This window comes from Rhodoferax sp. GW822-FHT04A08 (genome assembly GCF_058801025.1).
Genome location: NZ_JBXAMW010000025.1, coordinates 1 through 18,543 on the forward strand (window position 1 = coordinate 1; position 18,543 = coordinate 18,543).

Annotated in this window: 21 protein-coding genes; 11 read left to right on the top strand and 10 right to left on the bottom strand. The window is 59.4% G+C overall.

Annotation, left to right across the window (positions count from 1 at the left end; genetic code table 11):
• The 9 genes from AC1RMF_RS24920 to AC1RMF_RS24960 all read right to left on the bottom strand — a co-directional run.
• Positions 1 to 141: GTP-binding protein (locus AC1RMF_RS24920; RefSeq protein ID WP_493144080.1), on the bottom strand; the 141-nt coding region annotated here is incomplete at its 3' end.
• A gap of 111 nt (positions 142 to 252) precedes the next feature.
• Entirely contained in the window at positions 253 to 2,355 is a 2,103-nt protein-coding gene (fusA, locus tag AC1RMF_RS24925) for an elongation factor G (protein WP_342619609.1), read from the bottom strand.
• A 155-nt stretch (positions 2,356 to 2,510) separates the two neighbouring features.
• Entirely contained in the window at positions 2,511 to 2,984 is a 474-nt protein-coding gene (rpsG, locus tag AC1RMF_RS24930; protein ID WP_342619610.1) for a 30S ribosomal protein S7, read from the bottom strand.
• A gap of 151 nt (positions 2,985 to 3,135) precedes the next feature.
• On the bottom strand, positions 3,136 to 3,513 hold the full coding sequence (gene rpsL / locus AC1RMF_RS24935) for a 30S ribosomal protein S12 (protein WP_076196147.1): 378 nt from the start codon (positions 3,511 to 3,513) through the stop codon (positions 3,136 to 3,138).
• A 114-nt stretch (positions 3,514 to 3,627) separates the two neighbouring features.
• Positions 3,628 to 4,812 (bottom strand): D-alanyl-D-alanine carboxypeptidase family protein, encoded by a 1,185-nt coding sequence (locus tag AC1RMF_RS24940; protein WP_493145137.1) that lies wholly within the window; start codon positions 4,810 to 4,812, stop codon positions 3,628 to 3,630.
• Between the two features lie 43 nt (positions 4,813 to 4,855).
• Positions 4,856 to 5,497, bottom strand: coding sequence for an alpha/beta hydrolase (locus tag AC1RMF_RS24945; RefSeq protein WP_493145139.1), 642 nt, complete (start codon positions 5,495 to 5,497; stop codon positions 4,856 to 4,858).
• Between the two features lie 2 nt (positions 5,498 to 5,499).
• Positions 5,500 to 5,850 carry a (2Fe-2S) ferredoxin domain-containing protein gene (locus AC1RMF_RS24950; protein ID WP_342619613.1) on the bottom strand — a complete coding sequence of 117 codons (351 nt, stop codon included), beginning with the start codon at positions 5,848 to 5,850 and terminating at the stop codon, positions 5,500 to 5,502.
• Positions 5,851 to 5,859: 9 nt separating this feature from the next.
• Positions 5,860 to 6,954 (bottom strand): VanZ family protein, encoded by a 1,095-nt coding sequence (locus tag AC1RMF_RS24955; RefSeq protein ID WP_493145142.1) that lies wholly within the window; start codon positions 6,952 to 6,954, stop codon positions 5,860 to 5,862.
• Between the two features lie 11 nt (positions 6,955 to 6,965).
• On the bottom strand, positions 6,966 to 7,406 hold the full coding sequence (locus tag AC1RMF_RS24960; RefSeq protein WP_493145144.1) for a CopD family protein: 441 nt from the start codon (positions 7,404 to 7,406) through the stop codon (positions 6,966 to 6,968).
• Between the two features lie 309 nt (positions 7,407 to 7,715).
• Between AC1RMF_RS24960 and hemB the strand changes: the two genes are divergently transcribed.
• The 5 genes from hemB to AC1RMF_RS24985 all read left to right on the top strand — a co-directional run bounded on the left by hemB (position 7,716) and on the right by AC1RMF_RS24985 (position 13,214).
• A complete protein-coding gene (gene hemB, locus AC1RMF_RS24965; RefSeq protein WP_493145146.1) occupies positions 7,716 to 8,732 on the top strand; it encodes a porphobilinogen synthase in 1,017 nt (338 codons plus the stop codon).
• A 30-nt stretch (positions 8,733 to 8,762) separates the two neighbouring features.
• On the top strand, positions 8,763 to 9,890 hold the full coding sequence (locus AC1RMF_RS24970; protein ID WP_493145148.1) for a magnesium transporter CorA family protein: 1,128 nt from the start codon (positions 8,763 to 8,765) through the stop codon (positions 9,888 to 9,890).
• 248 nt (positions 9,891 to 10,138) lie between these two features.
• Positions 10,139 to 11,290, top strand: a complete 1,152-nt coding sequence (locus AC1RMF_RS24975) for a quaternary amine ABC transporter ATP-binding protein (protein WP_493145178.1) — start codon at positions 10,139 to 10,141, stop codon at positions 11,288 to 11,290.
• Positions 11,283 to 12,161: an ABC transporter permease gene (locus AC1RMF_RS24980; RefSeq protein WP_342619618.1), complete on the top strand. Its 879-nt coding sequence runs from the start codon at positions 11,283 to 11,285 to the stop codon at positions 12,159 to 12,161. Before AC1RMF_RS24975 ends, AC1RMF_RS24980 begins: the two co-directional genes overlap by 8 nt.
• A 15-nt stretch (positions 12,162 to 12,176) precedes the next feature.
• Positions 12,177 to 13,214: a GlxA family transcriptional regulator gene (locus tag AC1RMF_RS24985; RefSeq protein ID WP_342619619.1), complete on the top strand. Its 1,038-nt coding sequence runs from the start codon at positions 12,177 to 12,179 to the stop codon at positions 13,212 to 13,214.
• A 23-nt stretch (positions 13,215 to 13,237) separates the two neighbouring features.
• On the opposite strand, the gene purU is transcribed toward AC1RMF_RS24985, so the two are convergent.
• Complete coding sequence (purU, locus tag AC1RMF_RS24990; protein ID WP_342619620.1) at positions 13,238 to 14,113, bottom strand: formyltetrahydrofolate deformylase; 876 nt, start codon at positions 14,111 to 14,113, stop codon at positions 13,238 to 13,240.
• Between the two features lie 276 nt (positions 14,114 to 14,389).
• Here purU and AC1RMF_RS24995 point away from each other — a divergent pair, with 276 nt between their 5' ends.
• Genes AC1RMF_RS24995 through AC1RMF_RS25020 form a run of 6 tightly spaced genes read left to right on the top strand, consistent with a single transcriptional unit; the run spans position 14,390 to position 18,538 of the window.
• Positions 14,390 to 15,091, top strand: a complete 702-nt coding sequence (locus tag AC1RMF_RS24995) for a corrinoid protein (RefSeq protein ID WP_342619621.1) — start codon at positions 14,390 to 14,392, stop codon at positions 15,089 to 15,091.
• A gap of 41 nt (positions 15,092 to 15,132) precedes the next feature.
• On the top strand, positions 15,133 to 15,762 hold the full coding sequence (locus AC1RMF_RS25000; RefSeq protein WP_493145151.1) for a DUF1638 domain-containing protein: 630 nt from the start codon (positions 15,133 to 15,135) through the stop codon (positions 15,760 to 15,762).
• Positions 15,750 to 16,088, top strand: coding sequence for a virulence factor (locus AC1RMF_RS25005; protein WP_493145153.1), 339 nt, complete (start codon positions 15,750 to 15,752; stop codon positions 16,086 to 16,088). The genes AC1RMF_RS25000 and AC1RMF_RS25005 overlap by 13 nt, the downstream gene beginning before the upstream one ends.
• A 1-nt stretch (position 16,089) precedes the next feature.
• Positions 16,090 to 16,611, top strand: coding sequence for a methylenetetrahydrofolate reductase C-terminal domain-containing protein (locus tag AC1RMF_RS25010; protein ID WP_493145155.1), 522 nt, complete (start codon positions 16,090 to 16,092; stop codon positions 16,609 to 16,611).
• A complete protein-coding gene (locus AC1RMF_RS25015; protein WP_493145157.1) occupies positions 16,608 to 17,627 on the top strand; it encodes a methylenetetrahydrofolate reductase in 1,020 nt (339 codons plus the stop codon). The genes AC1RMF_RS25010 and AC1RMF_RS25015 overlap by 4 nt, the downstream gene beginning before the upstream one ends.
• Positions 17,624 to 18,538 carry a methyltetrahydrofolate cobalamin methyltransferase gene (locus AC1RMF_RS25020; protein WP_342619626.1) on the top strand — a complete coding sequence of 305 codons (915 nt, stop codon included), beginning with the start codon at positions 17,624 to 17,626 and terminating at the stop codon, positions 18,536 to 18,538. Before AC1RMF_RS25015 ends, AC1RMF_RS25020 begins: the two co-directional genes overlap by 4 nt.
• Positions 18,539 to 18,543 lie beyond the last annotated feature (5 nt).

The window sequence follows — 18,543 nt, forward strand, 5'->3', positions numbered from 1 at the left end:
GTACGCCTTGGCCAGGCCGCCAAACTTCTGCGCAAGAACCGTGGTGATGGCCGCTGTCAGTGTGGTTTTGCCGTGGTCAACGTGACCAATCGTGCCCACGTTCACGTGGGGCTTGGTACGCGTGAATTTTTCTTTTGCCATTGTTCAATCCTTAAAAAGAGCAAATCCCGTGTATTGGTTTAATGTTTGCACGATGTTGCTGGTTCACCCCGCACGGGAACAGGGCGGCACACCGTCGCAGACAACTTCAAATTATTTGGCGCGCGAAGCCATGATGGCTTCAGACACGTTGCGCGGAGCCTCGGCGTAGTGCTTGAATTCCATCGTGTAGGTCGCACGACCTTGCGACATGGAGCGCAGGGTTGTGGAGTAACCGAACATTTCGGACAGGGGCACTTCAGCCTTGATGGCCTTGCCACCACCGACCATGTCGTCCATGCCTTGCACCATGCCGCGGCGTGAGGACAGGTCGCCCATCACGTTACCGGCGTAGTCTTCAGGCGTTTCCACTTCCACAGCCATCATGGGCTCCAGAATCACGGGGTTGGCCTTGCGGCAGGCTTCCTTGAAACCGAAGATGGCAGCCATCTTGAACGCGTTTTCGTTCGAGTCCACATCGTGGTAAGAACCGAATGTCAGAGCAACCTTCACGTCCACCACAGGGTAGCCAGCCAAAACGCCCTGGTTCAAGGCCTCGATCACACCCTTCTCAACCGCAGGGATGTACTCGCGAGGAACCACACCGCCCTTGATTTCGTCCAGGAACTCAAAGCCCTTGCCGGCTTCGTTGGGCTCCACACGGAACACCACGTGACCGTACTGGCCCTTACCACCGGACTGGCGCACAAACTTACCTTCCACATCGGCAACACCCTTGCGGATGGTTTCGCGGTATGCAACCTGGGGCTTGCCCACATTGGCCTCCACGCCGAATTCGCGCTTCATACGGTCCACGATGATTTCCAGGTGCAATTCACCCTGGCCGCCAATAATGGTCTGGCCGGACTCTTCGTCGGTTTGCACGCGGAACGAAGGATCTTCGGCAGCCAGACGGCTCAGGGCAATACCCATCTTTTCCTGGTCGGCCTTGGACTTGGGTTCTACAGCCTGACGAATCACGGAATCAGGGAACACCATGCGCTCCAGGGTGATCACAGCATTGGGATCACACAGGGTTTCGCCGGTTGTCACGTCTTTCAGGCCCACGCAGGCAGCGATGTCACCGGCGCGGATTTCTTCCACTTCTTCACGGTTGTTGGCGTGCATCTGCACGATACGGCCGATACGCTCTTTCTTGCCACGCACCGCGTTGTAGACGGTGTCGCCCTTCTTCAGAACGCCGGAGTACACACGCACAAACGTCAGCTGACCCACAAACGGGTCGGTCATCAGCTTGAACGCCAGGGCGGCAAACTTCTCGTTATCGTCAGCCTTGCGGGTGGTTTCCTTTTCGTCTTCGTCAAAGCCCTTGATGGCCTTCACGTCCAGCGGGGAAGGCATCAGTTCAATAACGGCGTCCAGCATGCGTTGCACGCCCTTGTTCTTGAACGCGGTACCGCACAGCATGGGCTGGATTTCGCCAGCAATGGTACGTGCACGCAGACCTGCGGTGATCTCTTCTTCAGACAGATCGCCTTCTTCCAGGTACTTGTTCATCAGCTCTTCGGTGGCTTCAGCTGCGGCTTCGACCATCTTTTCGCGCCACTCTTTGGCGGTAGCCAGAAGTTCGGCAGGGATTTCTTCGAAGGTGAACTTCATGCCCTGAGATGCTTCATCCCAGATGATGGCCTTCATCTTGCGCAGGTCAACCACACCGGTGAAGTTTTCTTCAGCACCGATTGGAATCACGATAGGCACTGGGCTGGCCTTCAGGCGCAGCTTCATCTGTTCCACGACCTTGAAGAAGTTGGCGCCGGTACGGTCCATCTTGTTCACAAAAGCCAGACGAGGAACCTTGTACTTGTTAGCCTGACGCCACACGGTTTCAGACTGGGGCTGCACGCCACCCACAGCGCAGTACACCATGCAAGCACCGTCCAGCACGCGCATGGAACGCTCCACTTCAATCGTGAAGTCCACGTGTCCGGGGGTATCAATGATGTTGATGCGGTGCTCAGGGAAGGAAGTGTCCATACCCTTCCAGAAGCAGGTCGTCGCAGCAGAAGTAATGGTAATGCCGCGCTCTTGCTCTTGCTCCATCCAGTCCATGGTGGCCGCGCCATCGTGCACTTCGCCAATCTTGTGATTCACGCCGGTGTAGAAAAGAATACGCTCGGTGGTAGTGGTTTTGCCGGCGTCAATGTGCGCAGAAATACCGATATTGCGGTAGCGCTCAATGGGAGTAGTGCGAGCCATGATGGATCCTTGGTTGGTCTAGTCGGAGAACAGTCGTGCCGCATCGGACGGCGCAACAAGAGATCCAAGAGTTTGAATCCCTTTTATGACAGTGCACATGCACTGCCACTTTGCGACAGCATCCGACAACCGGATGCCGCCGCTTTCGCTTCTTCTTAGAAGCGGAAGTGAGAGAAGGCCTTGTTAGCTTCAGCCATGCGGTGAACTTCATCACGCTTTTTCATGGCGCCGCCACGGCCTTCGGTTGCTTCGAGCAACTCGTTGGCCAGACGTTGAGCCATGGACTTTTCGCCACGCTTGCGTGCGGCTTCCTTGATCCAACGCATGGACAGAGCCAGACGACGGACAGGGCGCACTTCCACCGGAACCTGGTAGTTGGCACCACCCACGCGGCGGGATTTCACTTCCACCATGGGTTTGACGTTGTTGATGGCAACGCTGAATGCTTCCACCGGATCTTTATCGGGGTGCTTCTTTTCGATGAGTTCCAGTGCACCGTAGATGATGCGCTCTGCAACAGCTTTCTTGCCGCCTTCCATAATCACGTTCATGAATTTGGACAGCTCTACATTGCCGAACTTGGGATCCGGCAGGATTTCACGTTTAGGGACTTCGCGACGACGTGGCATTTTTTCACCTCTTTGCTTCAGTTGGCACCTTTGCAGGCACCGCGAGAGTTAATCAATAAGACTCTCACTTACTCGACCCAAACAGCGGGTCACTACGTTTATTCGCCGCGCCACGCAGCAAACAAACACCTTGCATCTACAAATCCAGGGCTTATTTGGCCTTGGGCTTCTTGGCACCGTACTTGGAGCGGGCTTGCTTGCGGTCTTTCACGCCTTGCAAGTCCAGCGAGCCGCGGACGATGTGGTAACGCACACCTGGCAAGTCCTTGACACGACCGCCACGAACCAGCACCACGCTGTGTTCCTGCAGATTGTGGCCTTCACCGCCGATGTAGGAAATGACCTCAAAACCGTTGGTCAAGCGCACTTTGGCAACTTTACGCAGAGCGGAGTTAGGTTTCTTAGGCGTTGTGGTGTACACACGAGTGCACACACCCCGACGCTGCGGAGAGTTCTGCATCGCAGGACTCTTCGACTTGATGGTCTCGACCTCACGGCCTTGACGCACGAGCTGGTTAATGGTTGGCATTGAAAAACGTCCCTAAACGTTTGAAACTAAATGAAAACGTGAATCCCTTCGGAATTTCCGAAAAGCCCTCGACTGTATCAGATCAGGGGTTATCCCGCAAGTCCGTGCGAAAACCTACCGGATCCACAGACGCACGGAGTCCCAGGCGCGGCCCAGGATGCCGGCCTGCTCGACCCCATCCAACGCCACCAGCGGCACATCGACCACGAATAGGTCTCCTGCGGTAACGCGCAGCGTGCCGACTTGCTGCCCCTTGATGACCGGGGCTACCAGGGAATCCTTGCGCAAGACCTGGGTTTTCACCTTGGTGGCGGTGCCGTTGGGCACGGCCACGATGATGGACTGGCTACTGCCCAACCTCACCGTGGGCGAACTGCCTTTCCAGATGGCGGGCTCCACAACCGCTTGGTCAGCATTGAACAGCTTGACCGCCTCGAAAGCCGTGTAGCCCCAGTTCAGTAACTTCTGCGACTCATTTGCACGTGCATTTTCACTCTCCGCGCCCAGAACGATTGACAGCAACCGACGGCTTCCGGTCGCAGCCGGTGTGCCCGGCGCTGCGCCGGCAGTGGCCAGATTCGGAAAGTCACGTTTTGCGGTGGCAACCATGCAATAGCCTGCTGAATCCGTATGACCGGTCTTCAGACCATCCACAGTTGGATCGCGAAAAAGGAGCAGATTGCGGTTGCTGCTATTGGCCGCTGGCGTACCGGGATAGCGGTAATTCTTGATAGCGTAGTAGCCGACGTATTGCGGGAAATCGGCCATCAGACGGGTTGCAAGAATACCCAGATCGCGCGCCGTGGTGGTGTGACCCGCCTCGGTCATGCCTTCCGGGTTCTTGTAACTCGTGTTCTTCATACCCAGTGCCTTGGCCTGCGCATTCATCATTTGGACGAATTTTTCGACCGAGCCGCCCACACCTTCAGCCAACGCCACGGTGGCATCGTTGCCGCTTTGAACAATCATGCCCTGAATCAAGTCCTCCACTGGCACCTGCATCTTGGGATCAATGAACATGCGGGAACCCGGCATCTTCCAGGCACCCTCACTGACTCCAAAGGTTTGCTTGAGGTCAATCTTCCTGGATTTCAGTGCGTCGAACACCAGATAGGCAGACATCAGCTTGGTGAGTGACGCCGGCTCCACCGGTGCGTCAATATCCTTGGCGGCCAGAACTTGGTTGGCTGTGATGTCCACCAACATATAGGCTCGAGCTGCCACTTCCGGCGGCTGGGGCATTTGCGCCGCCGCGGCGAAACTCAGAACAGCCAAGAGAGCGGCCAGAAATGATTTCATGGGATAAAAAAGGCCCGCAAAGGGTCCGATGGAATAAACGAACTCACACAGGGGGTAGCGAACTCATGACGTGTCGGGCGACCAGCCCGCGCAACAGTGGCAATTGTCCGTGAAAGAAATGTTCGACCCCTGGAATTACAGTTACCGGAAGATTCTGGGGACGTGCCCAGTCCATCACTGACGTTAGAGGCACCGTGTCGTCCACCTCACCGTGAACCACCAGCGTACGCGCATGCAGATCCGTGGCAATCGGTGCCACGCCAAAACGGCTGGCGGCAGTACCTACCAACACCAGTTTTTTGATGTCGCGATGCGGCCAAAGTTGCGCCACCGCCGTGCTGGTGACAAATGCCCCAAATGAAAATCCGGCAAGCGCCAAAGGCCCTTGGGGTGCCTGGTCTTCCAGAACGGCCAACAGGTCCTGCAACTCTCCGCGCCCTTCGTCGTACACCCCGGCACTACCACCCACCCCACGGAAATTGAAGCGCACCGCACGCCAGCCACACTGCACAAAGGCGCGCGCCACGGTCTGCACCACCTTGTTGTCCATGGTGCCACCAAACAAAGGATGGGGATGGGCAATGATTGCCACGCCACGTACGGTTTCGCTGGCGGGCTCGTCCACCGCCGCTTCCAGTACACCCGCTGGACCCAGTAACGTGATTTTGCGTGTGGAAGCCTTCACAGTTACCGTCCCAGGTGTGGTGGGGTCAGCAGTCGCTCCACCACTTTGCCATTCTTGAGATGCGATTCGACGATCTCTTCAATATCGGCGTTGTCCACGTAGCTGTACCAGACTGCCTCGGGATAGATGACGGCCACCGGGCCTGCCGCACAGCGGTCCAGGCAACCGGCTTTGTTGACCCGCACCTGGCCCGGTCCATTCAGGCCCGCAGCCTTCACCAGGGACTTGCAGTGGTCGAAGGCCTCCTGGGCTTTGAACTGTGCACAACAAGCTTCACCGTTCTTGCGTTCGTTGAGGCAGAAAAAAATATGGCGCTCGTAATAGGAACGCGCAGTCGTAGTGGTTTCGGGCATGACTCGATTTTAGGGATTCGGATTGCGGCGCCAGATCATCGATACGGCATACACCAAAACGGCGTAAGGCCATAACCAACCCAACCATTGAGCAAGCCCGTTGAAGCGGACGAATCGCCCCTGTTCCCACTCTTGCAGAGTCTGTGCGAAATAGGGGTTCTCTGGAGCCTGATTCAGGATGCTCAAGTACAGCCCCAGCCCCAGCAGCACCAGCGCAGGACTGGCTCGCGCCGGCACAAACGAAAGAAACGAAGCCAGAATGACCGCTACCACCAAGGCCACCTGTGTGGGCAGGTCCAGCCAAGCCCAGGCATGGTCCGGCCCCCAGCTCAGTAGCGCGGAAAGCGCTGCTACCAACACACCCACGCCAATGAACAACGGCGCGAAAAGCAGCCGCCTGAAGCCCGGACGGATTACGCAAAAGCCCACCAGGCAAGGAATCAACAGCCCCAGCAGAACACAGACCAGTTCGGCACTGGGAAGCAGGGGCTGCAACTCAACCTCCCGTACGGGAAGCCAGTCCAGAAACGGCGTATCGGCAAGCCGGTCTGCCAACTGCGCTTCGATCCGTTCAAAGATCTGCCCCAGTCCAAACGGAACTGCAGGCGGAAACAGGAGCGCCAGCGGCCAGGTTGCAATCAGCACAACGCCACCACGATACGACTCGAAAAACCAACGCTTGCGAAAGTCAGTCCAGCGATCTATCGCCCCCCACCGCTCCAAACCCAACGTGATGAAGGCACCGACCCAGGCTCCGGCCGAATTGAGCAGCCAATCTTCGCGCGAAGCCACGCGCACGGGCAGGTAGCTTTGCAGGGTTTCCATTCCCAGGGAAAGCAGCGAGGCGCAAAGGAAAGTCAGCATCAGCGGGTGCCTCAGACGCCCGGACCGCAGCGCGCTCAGCATCAACAGGCCGCCAAACGGAATGTAGCCCGCCACATTGACTGCCACATCAAATCCAGTCCAATACCGAGGCCAGGGCGCCAGCAAGAACGCCCAGGCGTCTATCCCCTGATCGCGCCAGTCTGCAAATGGATAAAGGCTGGCGTAGACAATCAGCACCGCATACATCAACGCCAGTGGCGTGGCCGCGGTCTTGTGCATGGCAGACAGCCTCAGAACGGCTTGACAACTACCAAGATGACGATGGCAGTCAGCAGCAGCACAGGGATCTCGTTGAACCAGCGGAACCAGACGTGGCCGTGCGCCTCACGCCCCACTTCGAAACTGCGCAGAATGAAGGCACACACGACGTGGTACGCCACGGCCAGCACGACCAGGAACAACTTGATGTGCATCCAGCCCATTCCTTGACCATTGCCCATGCCAAATGCAAAACCGTAAAGCCCCCAAGTCCACAGGCCAAAACCCAGCGCCGGCACCATCAGCATGTGGCTGAAGCGCATCAGCTTGCGGGCCATCAACATCAGACGGGCGAACTCAGCGTCCGAGCCCTTGGGGACCATGGCCAGATTGACAAAAATGCGCGGAAGGTAGAACAGCCCGGCAAACCAGCTGGCCACAAAGACTATGTGAAAGGACTTTATCCAGAGCATGGTTTTCAGTGTAGGCCATATCGGCAACGGCCAAAAAAAACCCCAGCACAAGGGCTGGGGTAGCAAGCCTATTTGCTGTCACACATCAAGGCCCCGCTCAGGGAGGAAAAGCGGGAGGTAGCAAGCTACCCGGCGCTGAATTTAACAATTTTCACATTGCCGCACAAGCATTTTTTTCAAATACCCATGCGACTCTGTCTGCTATTTCATCCTTTTAGATGACCCCAAACCGATGTTGCACTGCAGTACAAACTGCGCCATCACACATGACGCAATGTGCCTCCCAAGGATTCAGGCACAATTTTCAATATGACCAACTATGCCCCCTACCCCGCCGGACGCCCCCGCCGTCTGCGCCGCGATACGTTTACCCGCAACCTGGTACGTGAAAACAACCTGACAGCACATGACCTGATTTATCCGGTCTTTGTGGTGGATGGGCTGGGACAACGGGTTCCCATCGGTTCCATGCCCGGCGTGGAACGGCTCAGCCTCGACCTGCTGCTGCCAGTCGCTGAGGAATGCGTCAAACTGGAAATTCCGGTGATGGCACTGTTCCCCGTCATCGACCAATCCCTCAAGGACTACCGTGGCAGTGAGGCGCTCAATCCCGATGGTCTCATTCCCCGCGTGGTCCGCGCTCTGAAGAAGGAGTTCCCCGATCTGGGCGTCATGACCGATGTGGCGCTGGACCCCTACACCAGCCATGGCCAGGACGGCCTGCCCGACACCCGCCCGGAGACGGAGGCCTACATCCTGAACGACGAGACCGTGGAAGTGCTTGTGCAGCAAGCCATGGCCCAGGCCCGTGCAGGAGTGGACATCGTTGCCCCTAGCGACATGATGGACGGGCGCATAGGCGCCATCCGTACTGCACTGGAAGCAGAGAAGCTGGTACACACCCGCATCATGGCCTACAGCGCCAAGTACGCCAGCGCCTTTTACGGCCCCTTCCGCGACGCGGTAGGCTCGGCCTCCAATCTGGGCAAGAGCAACAAGAAGGTCTATCAGATGGACCCTGCCAATACCGACGAAGCCTTGCGCGAGGTCGCCATGGACATTGCAGAAGGCGCCGACATGGTGATGGTCAAGCCCGGCATGCCCTATCTGGACGTGGTGCGTCGCGTCAAGGATGAGTTCCGCATCCCTACCTTTGCCTACCAGGTCTCCGGCGAATACGCCATGCTCAAAGCGGCAGCGGCCAATGGCTGGCTGGACCATGATGCCGTCATGCTGGAAAGCCTGTTGGCCTTCAAGCGAGCCGGTGCCGATGGTGTGTTGACCTACTTCGCTCGCGACGTCGCCCGGCTGCTGCGCAACCGATAACCCCGGCCACCGCCCTGCGATTGCCAGACCATGCGCATCTTTCAGATCCATAGCACGGCCGCAATGGAGGGCGGGGACTTGCAAAGTCTGCTGCAGGCGGGCCCGCCCGACAACGGCTTCGTCTGGATCAGCTGCACCCGCAAGGAATTTGAAACACAGCTGAGCACCATCCAGTCGGTGCTGCAGACACTGTGTGGTCAGTCCCTGCTGGACCTGCACGTATCCGACCTGCTGAACCAGCAGTTGCCCTCCCACTATGACTACACATCGCAATATGACATGGTGGTGTTCCGACGCTTGGCGACCTCCCACGCCACCGCCACGCGCGTGGAAGGCGGCGTCAAACCGGCTTTGGCATTGTCCAAGGGTGGGCCGCCCATCCTGCGGCGCATAGATACCAAACCGGTGGGGTTTGCGGTGTTTGATCGCGTGTTGCTGACCGTCCATCCCGAAGACTGTCTGGTTCGAGATGCTTATGCGAGCAAGCTGACCCAGGTCGGCGGCAGCCCCGATCTGCGCGTCACGGGCACGCGTTTCCCAGGCAGCCCGGCGGACTTGATGCTGCGCATTGTCAATCTGATGGTGGACGGCTATCTGGCCCTGCGCCGGGAAATGACGCACCAGCTGGACCATTGGCAGACCGAGCTGCTCAGCCCCAAGGCACGCTTTGCGAACTGGGGAGCGCTGTTGGATGCACGTCTCGCATTGCACCAAGTGGACGAGATCTGTGAAGACCAGCATGCCTGCATCCAGGACTGGATCGAGGCCATCAAGACTTGGCCGGACGCCGACACGCCGGCAGATGCGCGCGAACGCGAATTGCTGCAGGTGCGCAGCCGCGATGTGCTGGAGCATATTGAGCGCGTGGTGCATCACGTGCGCCGCCTGGAACAGAGCGCCGAAACCGCGGTGCAGATGCACTTCAGCGCGCAGAGCCACCGCACCAATGACATCATGCGCACGCTCACGGCGCTGACCGCCATCTTCCTGCCGTTGAATCTGATCGCCGCCATATTCGGCATGAACTTTGACTCCATCCCACTGCTCCATGTGCACAGCGGTTTCTGGTGGGCCATGGGCAGCATGGTCACCATTGCGGCTGTTCTGAGTCTGGTGTTTTGGCGCAAGCGATACATCTCGCGCACGGCCTCGCACTGAAATGGACAGTGCATTTGCATAGGGCATTCCCTAGTGCGCACTGGCCTTGTCGCAGATTGACAATCTGACGGCGCATTTTGGGGTTTGGTTGCGTTTTGTGCGGCTAGCATGGCCCGCTTCATGCATAGAGAAGGGCGCTGTAGCCCAAAGCTGCAACAAACCCAACGAACCAGAGGACAAGCGCAGTGGTCGAAAAAGTCGTCGTCAAGAATCTCTACAAAATATTTGGCCATAGCCCGGAACTGGCCATGCAGATGCTGCAACGGGGCCAGAGCAAGGACCAGATCTTTCAGCAAACCGGCATGGTGGTCGGGGTCAAGGATGCCAACTTCCACGTCAATGAGGGCGAGATCTTTGTGCTCATGGGCCTCTCCGGTTCCGGCAAATCCACCCTGATCCGCCTGCTCAACCGTCTGGTCGACCCCACGCACGGTCAGATTCTGGTGGGCGGCCACGACGTTGCCACCATGAGCAAGCAGGCATTGATCAACCTGCGCCGCAAGGACTTGGCCATGGTGTTCCAGTCGTTTGCGCTATTGCCGCACCTCTCGGTCTTGCGCAATACCGCCTTCGGCCTGGAAGTCGCCGGCGTGGATCGCAAGACGCGCGAAAAGCGCGCCATGGAAGTGCTGGACCAGGTGGGCCTGAAAGCCTTTGCCCAGCGCATGCCGGCCGAGCTGTCAGGCGGCATGCAGCAGCGCGTCGGTCTGGCGCGTGCGTTGGCGGTAGACCCGTCACTCATGCTGATGGACGAAGCTTTTTCAGCCCTGGACCCACTCAAGCGCACGGAGATGCAGGAACTGCTGCTCAAGCTGCAGGCAGAGCAACAGCGCACCATCGTCTTCGTTTCGCACGACCTGGACGAAGCCTTTCACATCGGCAACCGCATTGCCATCATGGAAGGCGGGCGCATTGTGCAGATCGGCACGCCCGACGAAATCCTGCGCAACCCCAGCGACGAATATGTGCGCGCCTTCTTCAAAGGCGTGGACGTCAACAAGTACCTGGTCGCCAAGGACGTGGCCAGCGCGGACGAAACCCTGGTTTTCCAGGCTGGCGCCGATGCCAAAGCCGATATGCGCACCGCCATCGCGAAACTGCGCGAAACCCAACGCCACTATGCTTTTGCCGTAGGCAACGATGGGCGGCTGCTGGGCACGGTTTCCATCGACTCCATGTTCCGCGCGCTGGAAGCCGACTCCAACCATCTGGCAGCAGCCTTCCTGCAACACATTGCCTCGGTCCCCTCCACCATGGTGCTCAAGGAACTGATCGGACGCCTGGTGCGCAACCCAGTGCCATTGCCCGTGGTGGACGCCAACAATATCTATCTGGGCGCCGTGACCCAGACCATCTTGCTGAAAAAACTCGTAGAAGAAGTAGAGGCCACCCATGAGTGACACATTGCCCTTGGGCGAATTCGTAGATCGCGCCGTCAAGTTTGTCGTGGACAACGACGGCGGCACGCTGGAGCAACTGGGCTCGGGCATCGGCACCCTCACCGAAGCACTGGAAACCGCGCTGCAGGCCATTCCCATGCCCGTAGTGGCGGCCGTGTTGGTGGGCGTAGGCTTTTGGCGTCTGGGCTGGAAATTTGCCCTGTTCTGCCTGGCCTGCTGCTACGTGATCAACGGTACCGGCTTCTGGCCTCAAACCATGGTGACGCTGGCGCTCATCATTGCCGCAACCTTCATCAGTCTGGTGCTGGGACTGCCGCTGGGCATCTGGGCCGCACGCAATGACCGGGTGGCCGCCATCGTGCGCCCCACTCTGGACTTCATGCAGACCATGCCGGCGTTTGTGTACCTGATTCCTGCGGCCATGCTGTTCGGCCTGGGACGCGTGCCTGGCGTACTCTCCACCGTGATCTTTGCCATGCCACCCGTGGTGCGCCTCACCGCCCTGGGCATCCGCCAGGTTAACAAGGAGCAAGTAGAAGCGGGCATCACTTTTGGCTGCACCCCAACCCAGGTGCTGTTCAAGGTGCAGATCCCCGGTGCCATGCCGTCCATCATGGCGGGCATCAACCAGACCATCATGATGGCGCTCTCCATGGTCATCATCGCCTCCATGGTGGGTGCGGGCGGGCTGGGCAACGACGTGCTGGCCAGTATCCAGCGGCTGGACATCGGCCTGGGCTTCGAGTCGGGCTTGGCCGTGGTGCTGCTGGCCATCATGCTGGATCGCATCACCGAAACCTTCGGAGAACAAGGCAAACGCCGCACACTCAGGGATAAACTCGGGCTTAAACCCAAAGTCGATGGCCCTTGACTACATACAGCTCTGATGGATTTGCCTGCTAAACGCCCGAACCGGCCCCTTCCAAAGCACCGATTCGTATTCCTGACGCTGCAGAATTACTCTCTGATTGCGCTGTCCAGCGCGGTCGAGGCGCTGCGCATGGCCAACCGGGTTGCTGAACAGGACGTGTATGAGTGGACGTTGGCCAGCCTGGACGGCCAACCCACACCCGCCAGCAATGGTCTGTCCATGTCGCCCACGGTGGCCATTGAAGACATTGGTCCGGCCAACATTGTGTTCGTCTGCGGCGGCGTCAACGTCGAGCAGGCCGTCACTCCGGAACTCATTGCCGCCCTGCGCCGCTTTGCGCAACGTCTGGTGCCGCTGGGCTCGCTGTGCACCGGCGGCTACGCCCTGGCCAAGGCTGGCTTGCTGGACAAATACAAGGCCGTGGTGCACTGGGAAAACATGTCGGCGCTGGAAGAGCAATTCCCCGCCGTGCAGTTCTCAAAGCAGCTCTACGCCATTGACCGGGACCGCTACACCTGCTCGGGCGGGATTGCGCCGCTGGACTTGATGCTCAACATCATCAAGGACCATCTGGGTCGCGATATTGCGCCGCAGATTTCCGACCAGTTCATCCTGGACCGCATCCGCAGTGACCAAGACCGCCAGCATGTGCCCCTGCTGGCCCGCGTCGGCCTGTTCCATGAGAACCTAATCGAAGCGGCCGCCCTGATGGAGGCCAATCTGGAGGAACCCCTGTCGCTGGACGAGATTGCCAAATTGGTGGGCGTTTCGCGCCGCCAGATTGAGCGGCTGTTCAAGCGATATGTGGGCGAGGTTCCGACCAAGTACTACCTGGACATGCGCCTGCGCCGCGCCCGCGGCCTGCTGCTGCAGACTTCCATGTCCATCATGGAAGTGGCGGTGGCTTGCGGCTTCCAATCCCCGCCGCACTTTTCCAAGTGCTACCGCGACTTGTTTGGCCACACCCCCAGCGCCGAACGCCGTAACAGCCGCCGGGTTGCCATAGGCGACCTGCCGCTCGAAGCGGACGACGACATCGCCACCGAATACTGAGCGGCGATGTCGGCCCGTGAGGGTCAGGCAAAAATCACAGTCTTGGAGTCGTTCAGGAATACGCGGCGTTCCACGTGCAGACGCACGGCCGTTGCCAGGGCGCGGCACTCGGAGTCGCGACCGGCGGCAGCCAGCTTTTCCGGCGTGTAGGTGTGGTCCACACGTTGCACCACCTGCTCGATGATCGGGCCTTCGTCCAGATCCGCCGTCACGTAGTGGGCCGTTGCCCCCGTCAACTTGACACCGCGCGCATGGGCCTGGTGATAGGGTTTGGCGCCCTTGAAGCCCGGCAGGAACGAGTGGTGGATATTGATGGCCTGGCCGCGCAGACGGCGGCACAGGTCGTCCGAGAGAACCTGCATGTAACGCGCCAGCACCACCAGCTCGCTGCGCGTCTCATGTACCAGCTCCATCAGCTTGTCTTCCTGTGCTGCCTTGGTCTCGGGCGTGACGGGAATGTGTACATAGCGAATGCCCTGCGCTTCCACCAGCCCTTTGAGGTCGGGGTGGTTGGAGACCACGGTGGTGATTTCCATCTTCAGTTCGCCGGTGCGGTTGCGGTACAGCAGGTCCACCAGGCAATGGTCGAATTTGGAGACCATGATCAGCACGCGAGGTTTGATCTCCGCGTCCACAATCGACCACTCCATTTCCTCCAGTGTGGCGACCTCCTGGAATTCATCGCGCAATGCAGCCAACTCGGGCGTGGCGCCCGGGTTGCCATAAAAGCTGATGCGGGTAAAAAAGCGCCCGGTGATCACATCATCGAACTGCTGCATGTCGGTGATGTAGCACTTGCGCGAGGCCAGAAAGCCGGACACGCGTGCCACAGTCCCCATGCGGCTGGCGCAGGTGGCCGTGAGGATGTAATGGGGCTTGCCTTCGAGTGGGACGTTCATGGAAATCGGGCTCCGTAGGTTGTCGAATAGGTTGGCGCAAAACAGTTGCGTTGCCAGTGGGCAGTTTATGGATTGGGCGCCCGCGGAATTATCTCGGTGCGACGGCCATTTCGACCCGAACGACCACGCAATTCACGAGGCAATTACACTGTCGTGTGACGACAATCCCAAGTCGCTATTGTGTCAGCCCTGACAGATAGCGACTCGTACCATTTTCAACACGCTCTGACTGTGCCGATGCAGTGACATGAGCAACCTATTTTTCAGGAGTTAGCGGTGGCCAACGAATTTGATGACGATCTGGATCTCAACACCTTGAACGACGAGGAGCTGACAGAGCAAGTCCATGACGATCTCTACAACGGCCTTCGCGACGAGGTCATAGAAGCAACCAACATCCTGCTCTCGCGCGGCTGGACTGCAGCCCGCGTGTTGGATGATGCGCTGGTCGAAGGCATGCGTATCGTGGGCATCGATTTCCGCGACGGCATCCTGTTCGTGCCGGAAGTGCTGCTGGCTGCCAACGCCATGAAGGGCGGCATGGAAATCCTGCGCCCCCTGCTGGCAGAAACCGGTGTGGAGCCGATCGGCAAGATGGTGATCGGAACTGTCAAGGGCGACATCCATGACATCGGCAAGAACCTGGTGGGCATGATGATGGAAGGTGCCGGCTTTGAAGTCATCGACCTCGGCATCAACAACCCCGTTGAAAAATACCTGGAAGCCATTGAACAGCACAAGCCCGACATCCTGGGTCTGTCTGCTCTGCTGACCACCACCATGCCCTACATGAAGGTCGTCATCGACACCCTCAAGGAAAAAGGCATTCGCGATGACTACATCGTGCTGGTCGGCGGCGCACCGCTGAACGAAGAGTTCGGCAAGGCTGTGGGCGCGGACGCCTATTGCCGCGACGCTGGTATCGCCGTGGAAACTGCCAAGACCCTGATCGCTGCACGGCGCGCGGCGGCAGCCTGAGCCTGCGCAGAGTCGGCAACCCTGTCTGATCCGGTGCAGCCATGGGTGCCCAGCCAGCCAGCTTGATCATTGCCTGTGGCGCCCTGGCACGCGAGATTGTGGCGCTGCGCACCCTGAACAACTGGCCGCACATGGCTGTGCAGTGTCTGCCCGCAGACCTGCACAACCGCCCCGAAAAGATTCCCGAAGCGGTGCGCGCCAAGATCCAGGCGGCGCGCGGCCAATTCACCTCCATCTTTGTAGCCTACGCCGACTGCGGCACCGGCGGTCTGCTGGATGCCGTGCTGGCCGAAGAGAGGGTGGAGCGCATTCCGGGTTCCCACTGCTATGAGTTCTTTGCCGGCACAGCGCAGTTCGAGGCCATGGCCGAGGCAGAGCTTGGCACCTTCTACCTGACTGACTTTTTGCTGACCCATTTCGACCGCCTGATATTGCGCGGGCTGGGCATAGACAAACACCCGGAGCTGATGCCGATCTATTTTGGCAACTACAAAAAGCTCACCTACCTGGCGCAGGTGGCCTCGGAGGAAAAGATTGCCGCAGGGCGTGCGGCTGCAGAGCGCCTCGGACTGCAATTCGAGTACCACATCACCGGCTACGGAGACCTGGCCACCAGCCTGGAACGCGCCCAAACAACCGCTACTACGAGGCCCATTACATGGCAAAACTGATTGTGATTTCCTGGCGCGACATTCCCGCGCAGGTGGTGGTCAAGAAAGGCCGCGAAACTGGCAAGGTGCAACTCTCGCACCGCTTCCAGGAGGCGGTGGACCGCGCCGCCATGCGCGCGGGCAAGTCCGGCTCTGCCGACTACCTGGCCGACTGGAAGCGTAGCGAGCCGCGCGCTTGCGGTGACGACATGCAAGCCGAGGCGGAAGCAGAGGCCGCCAAGATCGAGGCCCGCTATTCCGATGACGATTTGCTGCGCCTGATTCGCGCCCATGGCGTGGACGAAACCCTCACGCCCGATTCCACAGCCCCTTCGGGAGAAGCCTGATATGTATTCCGTTCGTCTCTGGTCTGTACGCCATGCCCGTGGGCTGGAGAAGTTTTACAGCGCATTCGAGAAGGCCTTTGTGGCCCTGCATCCGGTGTGGAACTGGATCGGTTACGAACGGGTGGAAAAACCCATCGCTGCTCTGGAGAAAGTGACCAAGGGCTTTCTGTTTGACTGCAAGATGTGCGGCCAGTGTGCCCTGAGCTCTACTGGCATGTCGTGCTCCATGAACTGCCCCAAGAACATCCGCAACGGCCCCTGTGGCGGCGTGCGTGCCAACGGGCATTGCGAGGTCAAGCCCGAGATGCGCTGCGTCTGGGTGGAGGGATTTGCCGGCAGCGAACGCATGGTGGAAGGCAAAAAAGCCATCCGTATCGTGCAATTACCGGTGGACCGTCGCCTGGAAGGACGTTCCTCCTGGCTCAAGGTGGCCCGCGACAAGAATCCGCCGCCGCCCAAGCCTGCCAGCCCGGTTGCCGCAGCCGCCCCTTCCGCCACCAGTAGCACTCCCAAAGCACCATGAAATTTGAAGACGAACCAGTTCCGGGCTATCCGCTGCCCATCCTGCCGGGCCACACTTCGCCGGGGCGCCTGGAGCGGGTGCTGCGTGCGGGTGCGTTTGCGGTAACCGCAGAGCTGGACCCGCCCGATTCGGCAGACCCGGAAGACGTCTACAAGCGCGCCCGCATCTTCGACGGCTACGTGGACGCCATCAATGCCACCGACGGCAGCGGTGCCAACTGCCATATGTCCAGTATGGCCGTGTGCGCCCTGCTGACCCGCGTGGGCTATGCACCGGTGATGCAGATTTCCTGCCGCGACAAGAACCGCATTGCCATCCAGGGCGACATCCTGGGCGGTGCGGCCATGGGTGTGGCCAACATGCTGTGCCTGTCCGGTGACGGCGTGCAGTCGGGCGATCACCCGCAGGCCAAACCGGTGTTTGATCTGGACTGCATGTCGCTGCTCAACATCGGCCGCACCCTGCGTGATGAACACAAGTTCCAGAGTGGCCGCAAGGTGACCTATGCGCCGCGCGTGTTTTTCGGCGCTGCGGCCAACCCCTTTGTGCCGCCCTATGAATGGCGCGCCGAACGCATTGCCAAGAAGATCGCCGCCGGCGCCCAATTCCTGCAAACCCAATATTGCTACGATGTTCCCCGCCTGCGAACCTTCATGCAGCAAATGGAGGATCTGGGCTTGCTGGACAAGGCATTCTTCCTGATTGGCGTGGGCCCTTTGCGCACCGCCAAGGCCGCCGAATGGATGCGCACCAATGTGCCGGGCATCCACATTCCGGATTCCGTGGTCAAGCGCATGGCCGGGGCCGAAAAGCCCGCCCAGGAAGGCCGCCAGATCTGCATTGACCTGATTCAGGAGATCCAGGAAATCAAGGGCGTGTCGGGCGTGCATGTCATGGCCTACCGCCAGGAAGAATCCGTAGCAGAAATTATTCAGAAATCCGGTGTACTCAAGGGACGCGTTCCTTGGTACCCAGAACGCGATACCCATCAGACACTAGCAAAGGAAACAACGTGACCGATACCATCATCAGCTCCGCCACAAAAGAAGTGGTGATCGGCTTTGACCGCCCCTTCGTCATCATCGGCGAACGCATCAACCCCACAGGGCGCAAGATCATGGCGGCCGAAATGCTGGCCGGCGACTACAGCCGCGTCGTGGCCGATGCATTGGCCCAGGTGGAAGCCGGTGCGCACATGCTGGACGTCAACGCCGGCATTCCGCTGGCCGATGAACCCGGCATGCTGGCCAAGGCCATCCAGCTGGTGCAGTCCGTCACCGACGTGCCGCTCAGCATCGACTCCTCCATCGTCGCCGCGCTGGAAGCCGGGCTGGCCGTCTACAAGGGCAAAGCCTTGGTGAACTCGGTCACTGGCGAGGAAGACCGCCTGGAAACCGTGTTGCCGCTGGTCAAGAAATACGGCGCCGCCGTGGTGGCCATCTCCAACGACGAAACCGGCATCTCCCAGGACCCCGACGTGCGTTTTGCCGTCGCCAAGAAGATTGTGGAGCGCGCATCCGACTACGGCATTCCGGCCTCCGACATCGTGGTGGACCCGCTGGTCATGCCCATTGGCGCCATCAACCAGGCCGGCGTGCAGGTCATGCAACTGGTGCACCGCCTCAAGACCGAACTCAAGGTCAACACCACTTGTGGCGCATCCAACGTGAGCTTCGGCCTGCCCGAGCGCAACGGCGTGAACGCGGCTTTTCTGACCATGGCCATCGCCTCTGGCATGACATCTGCTATCACCAACCCACTGCACGCTGAAGTGGTCAAGGCCATCATGGGCGCTGACGTGATGATGGGTCACGACCCCGACTGCATGCGCTGGATCCGCAAGTTCCGTGAAGCGCCTGCCATGGGCGCCGATGGTGAAATGGGCCGCGGCCGCCGCGAAGGTGGCAGCCGCCGCCGCCGCGAGTAACCTCT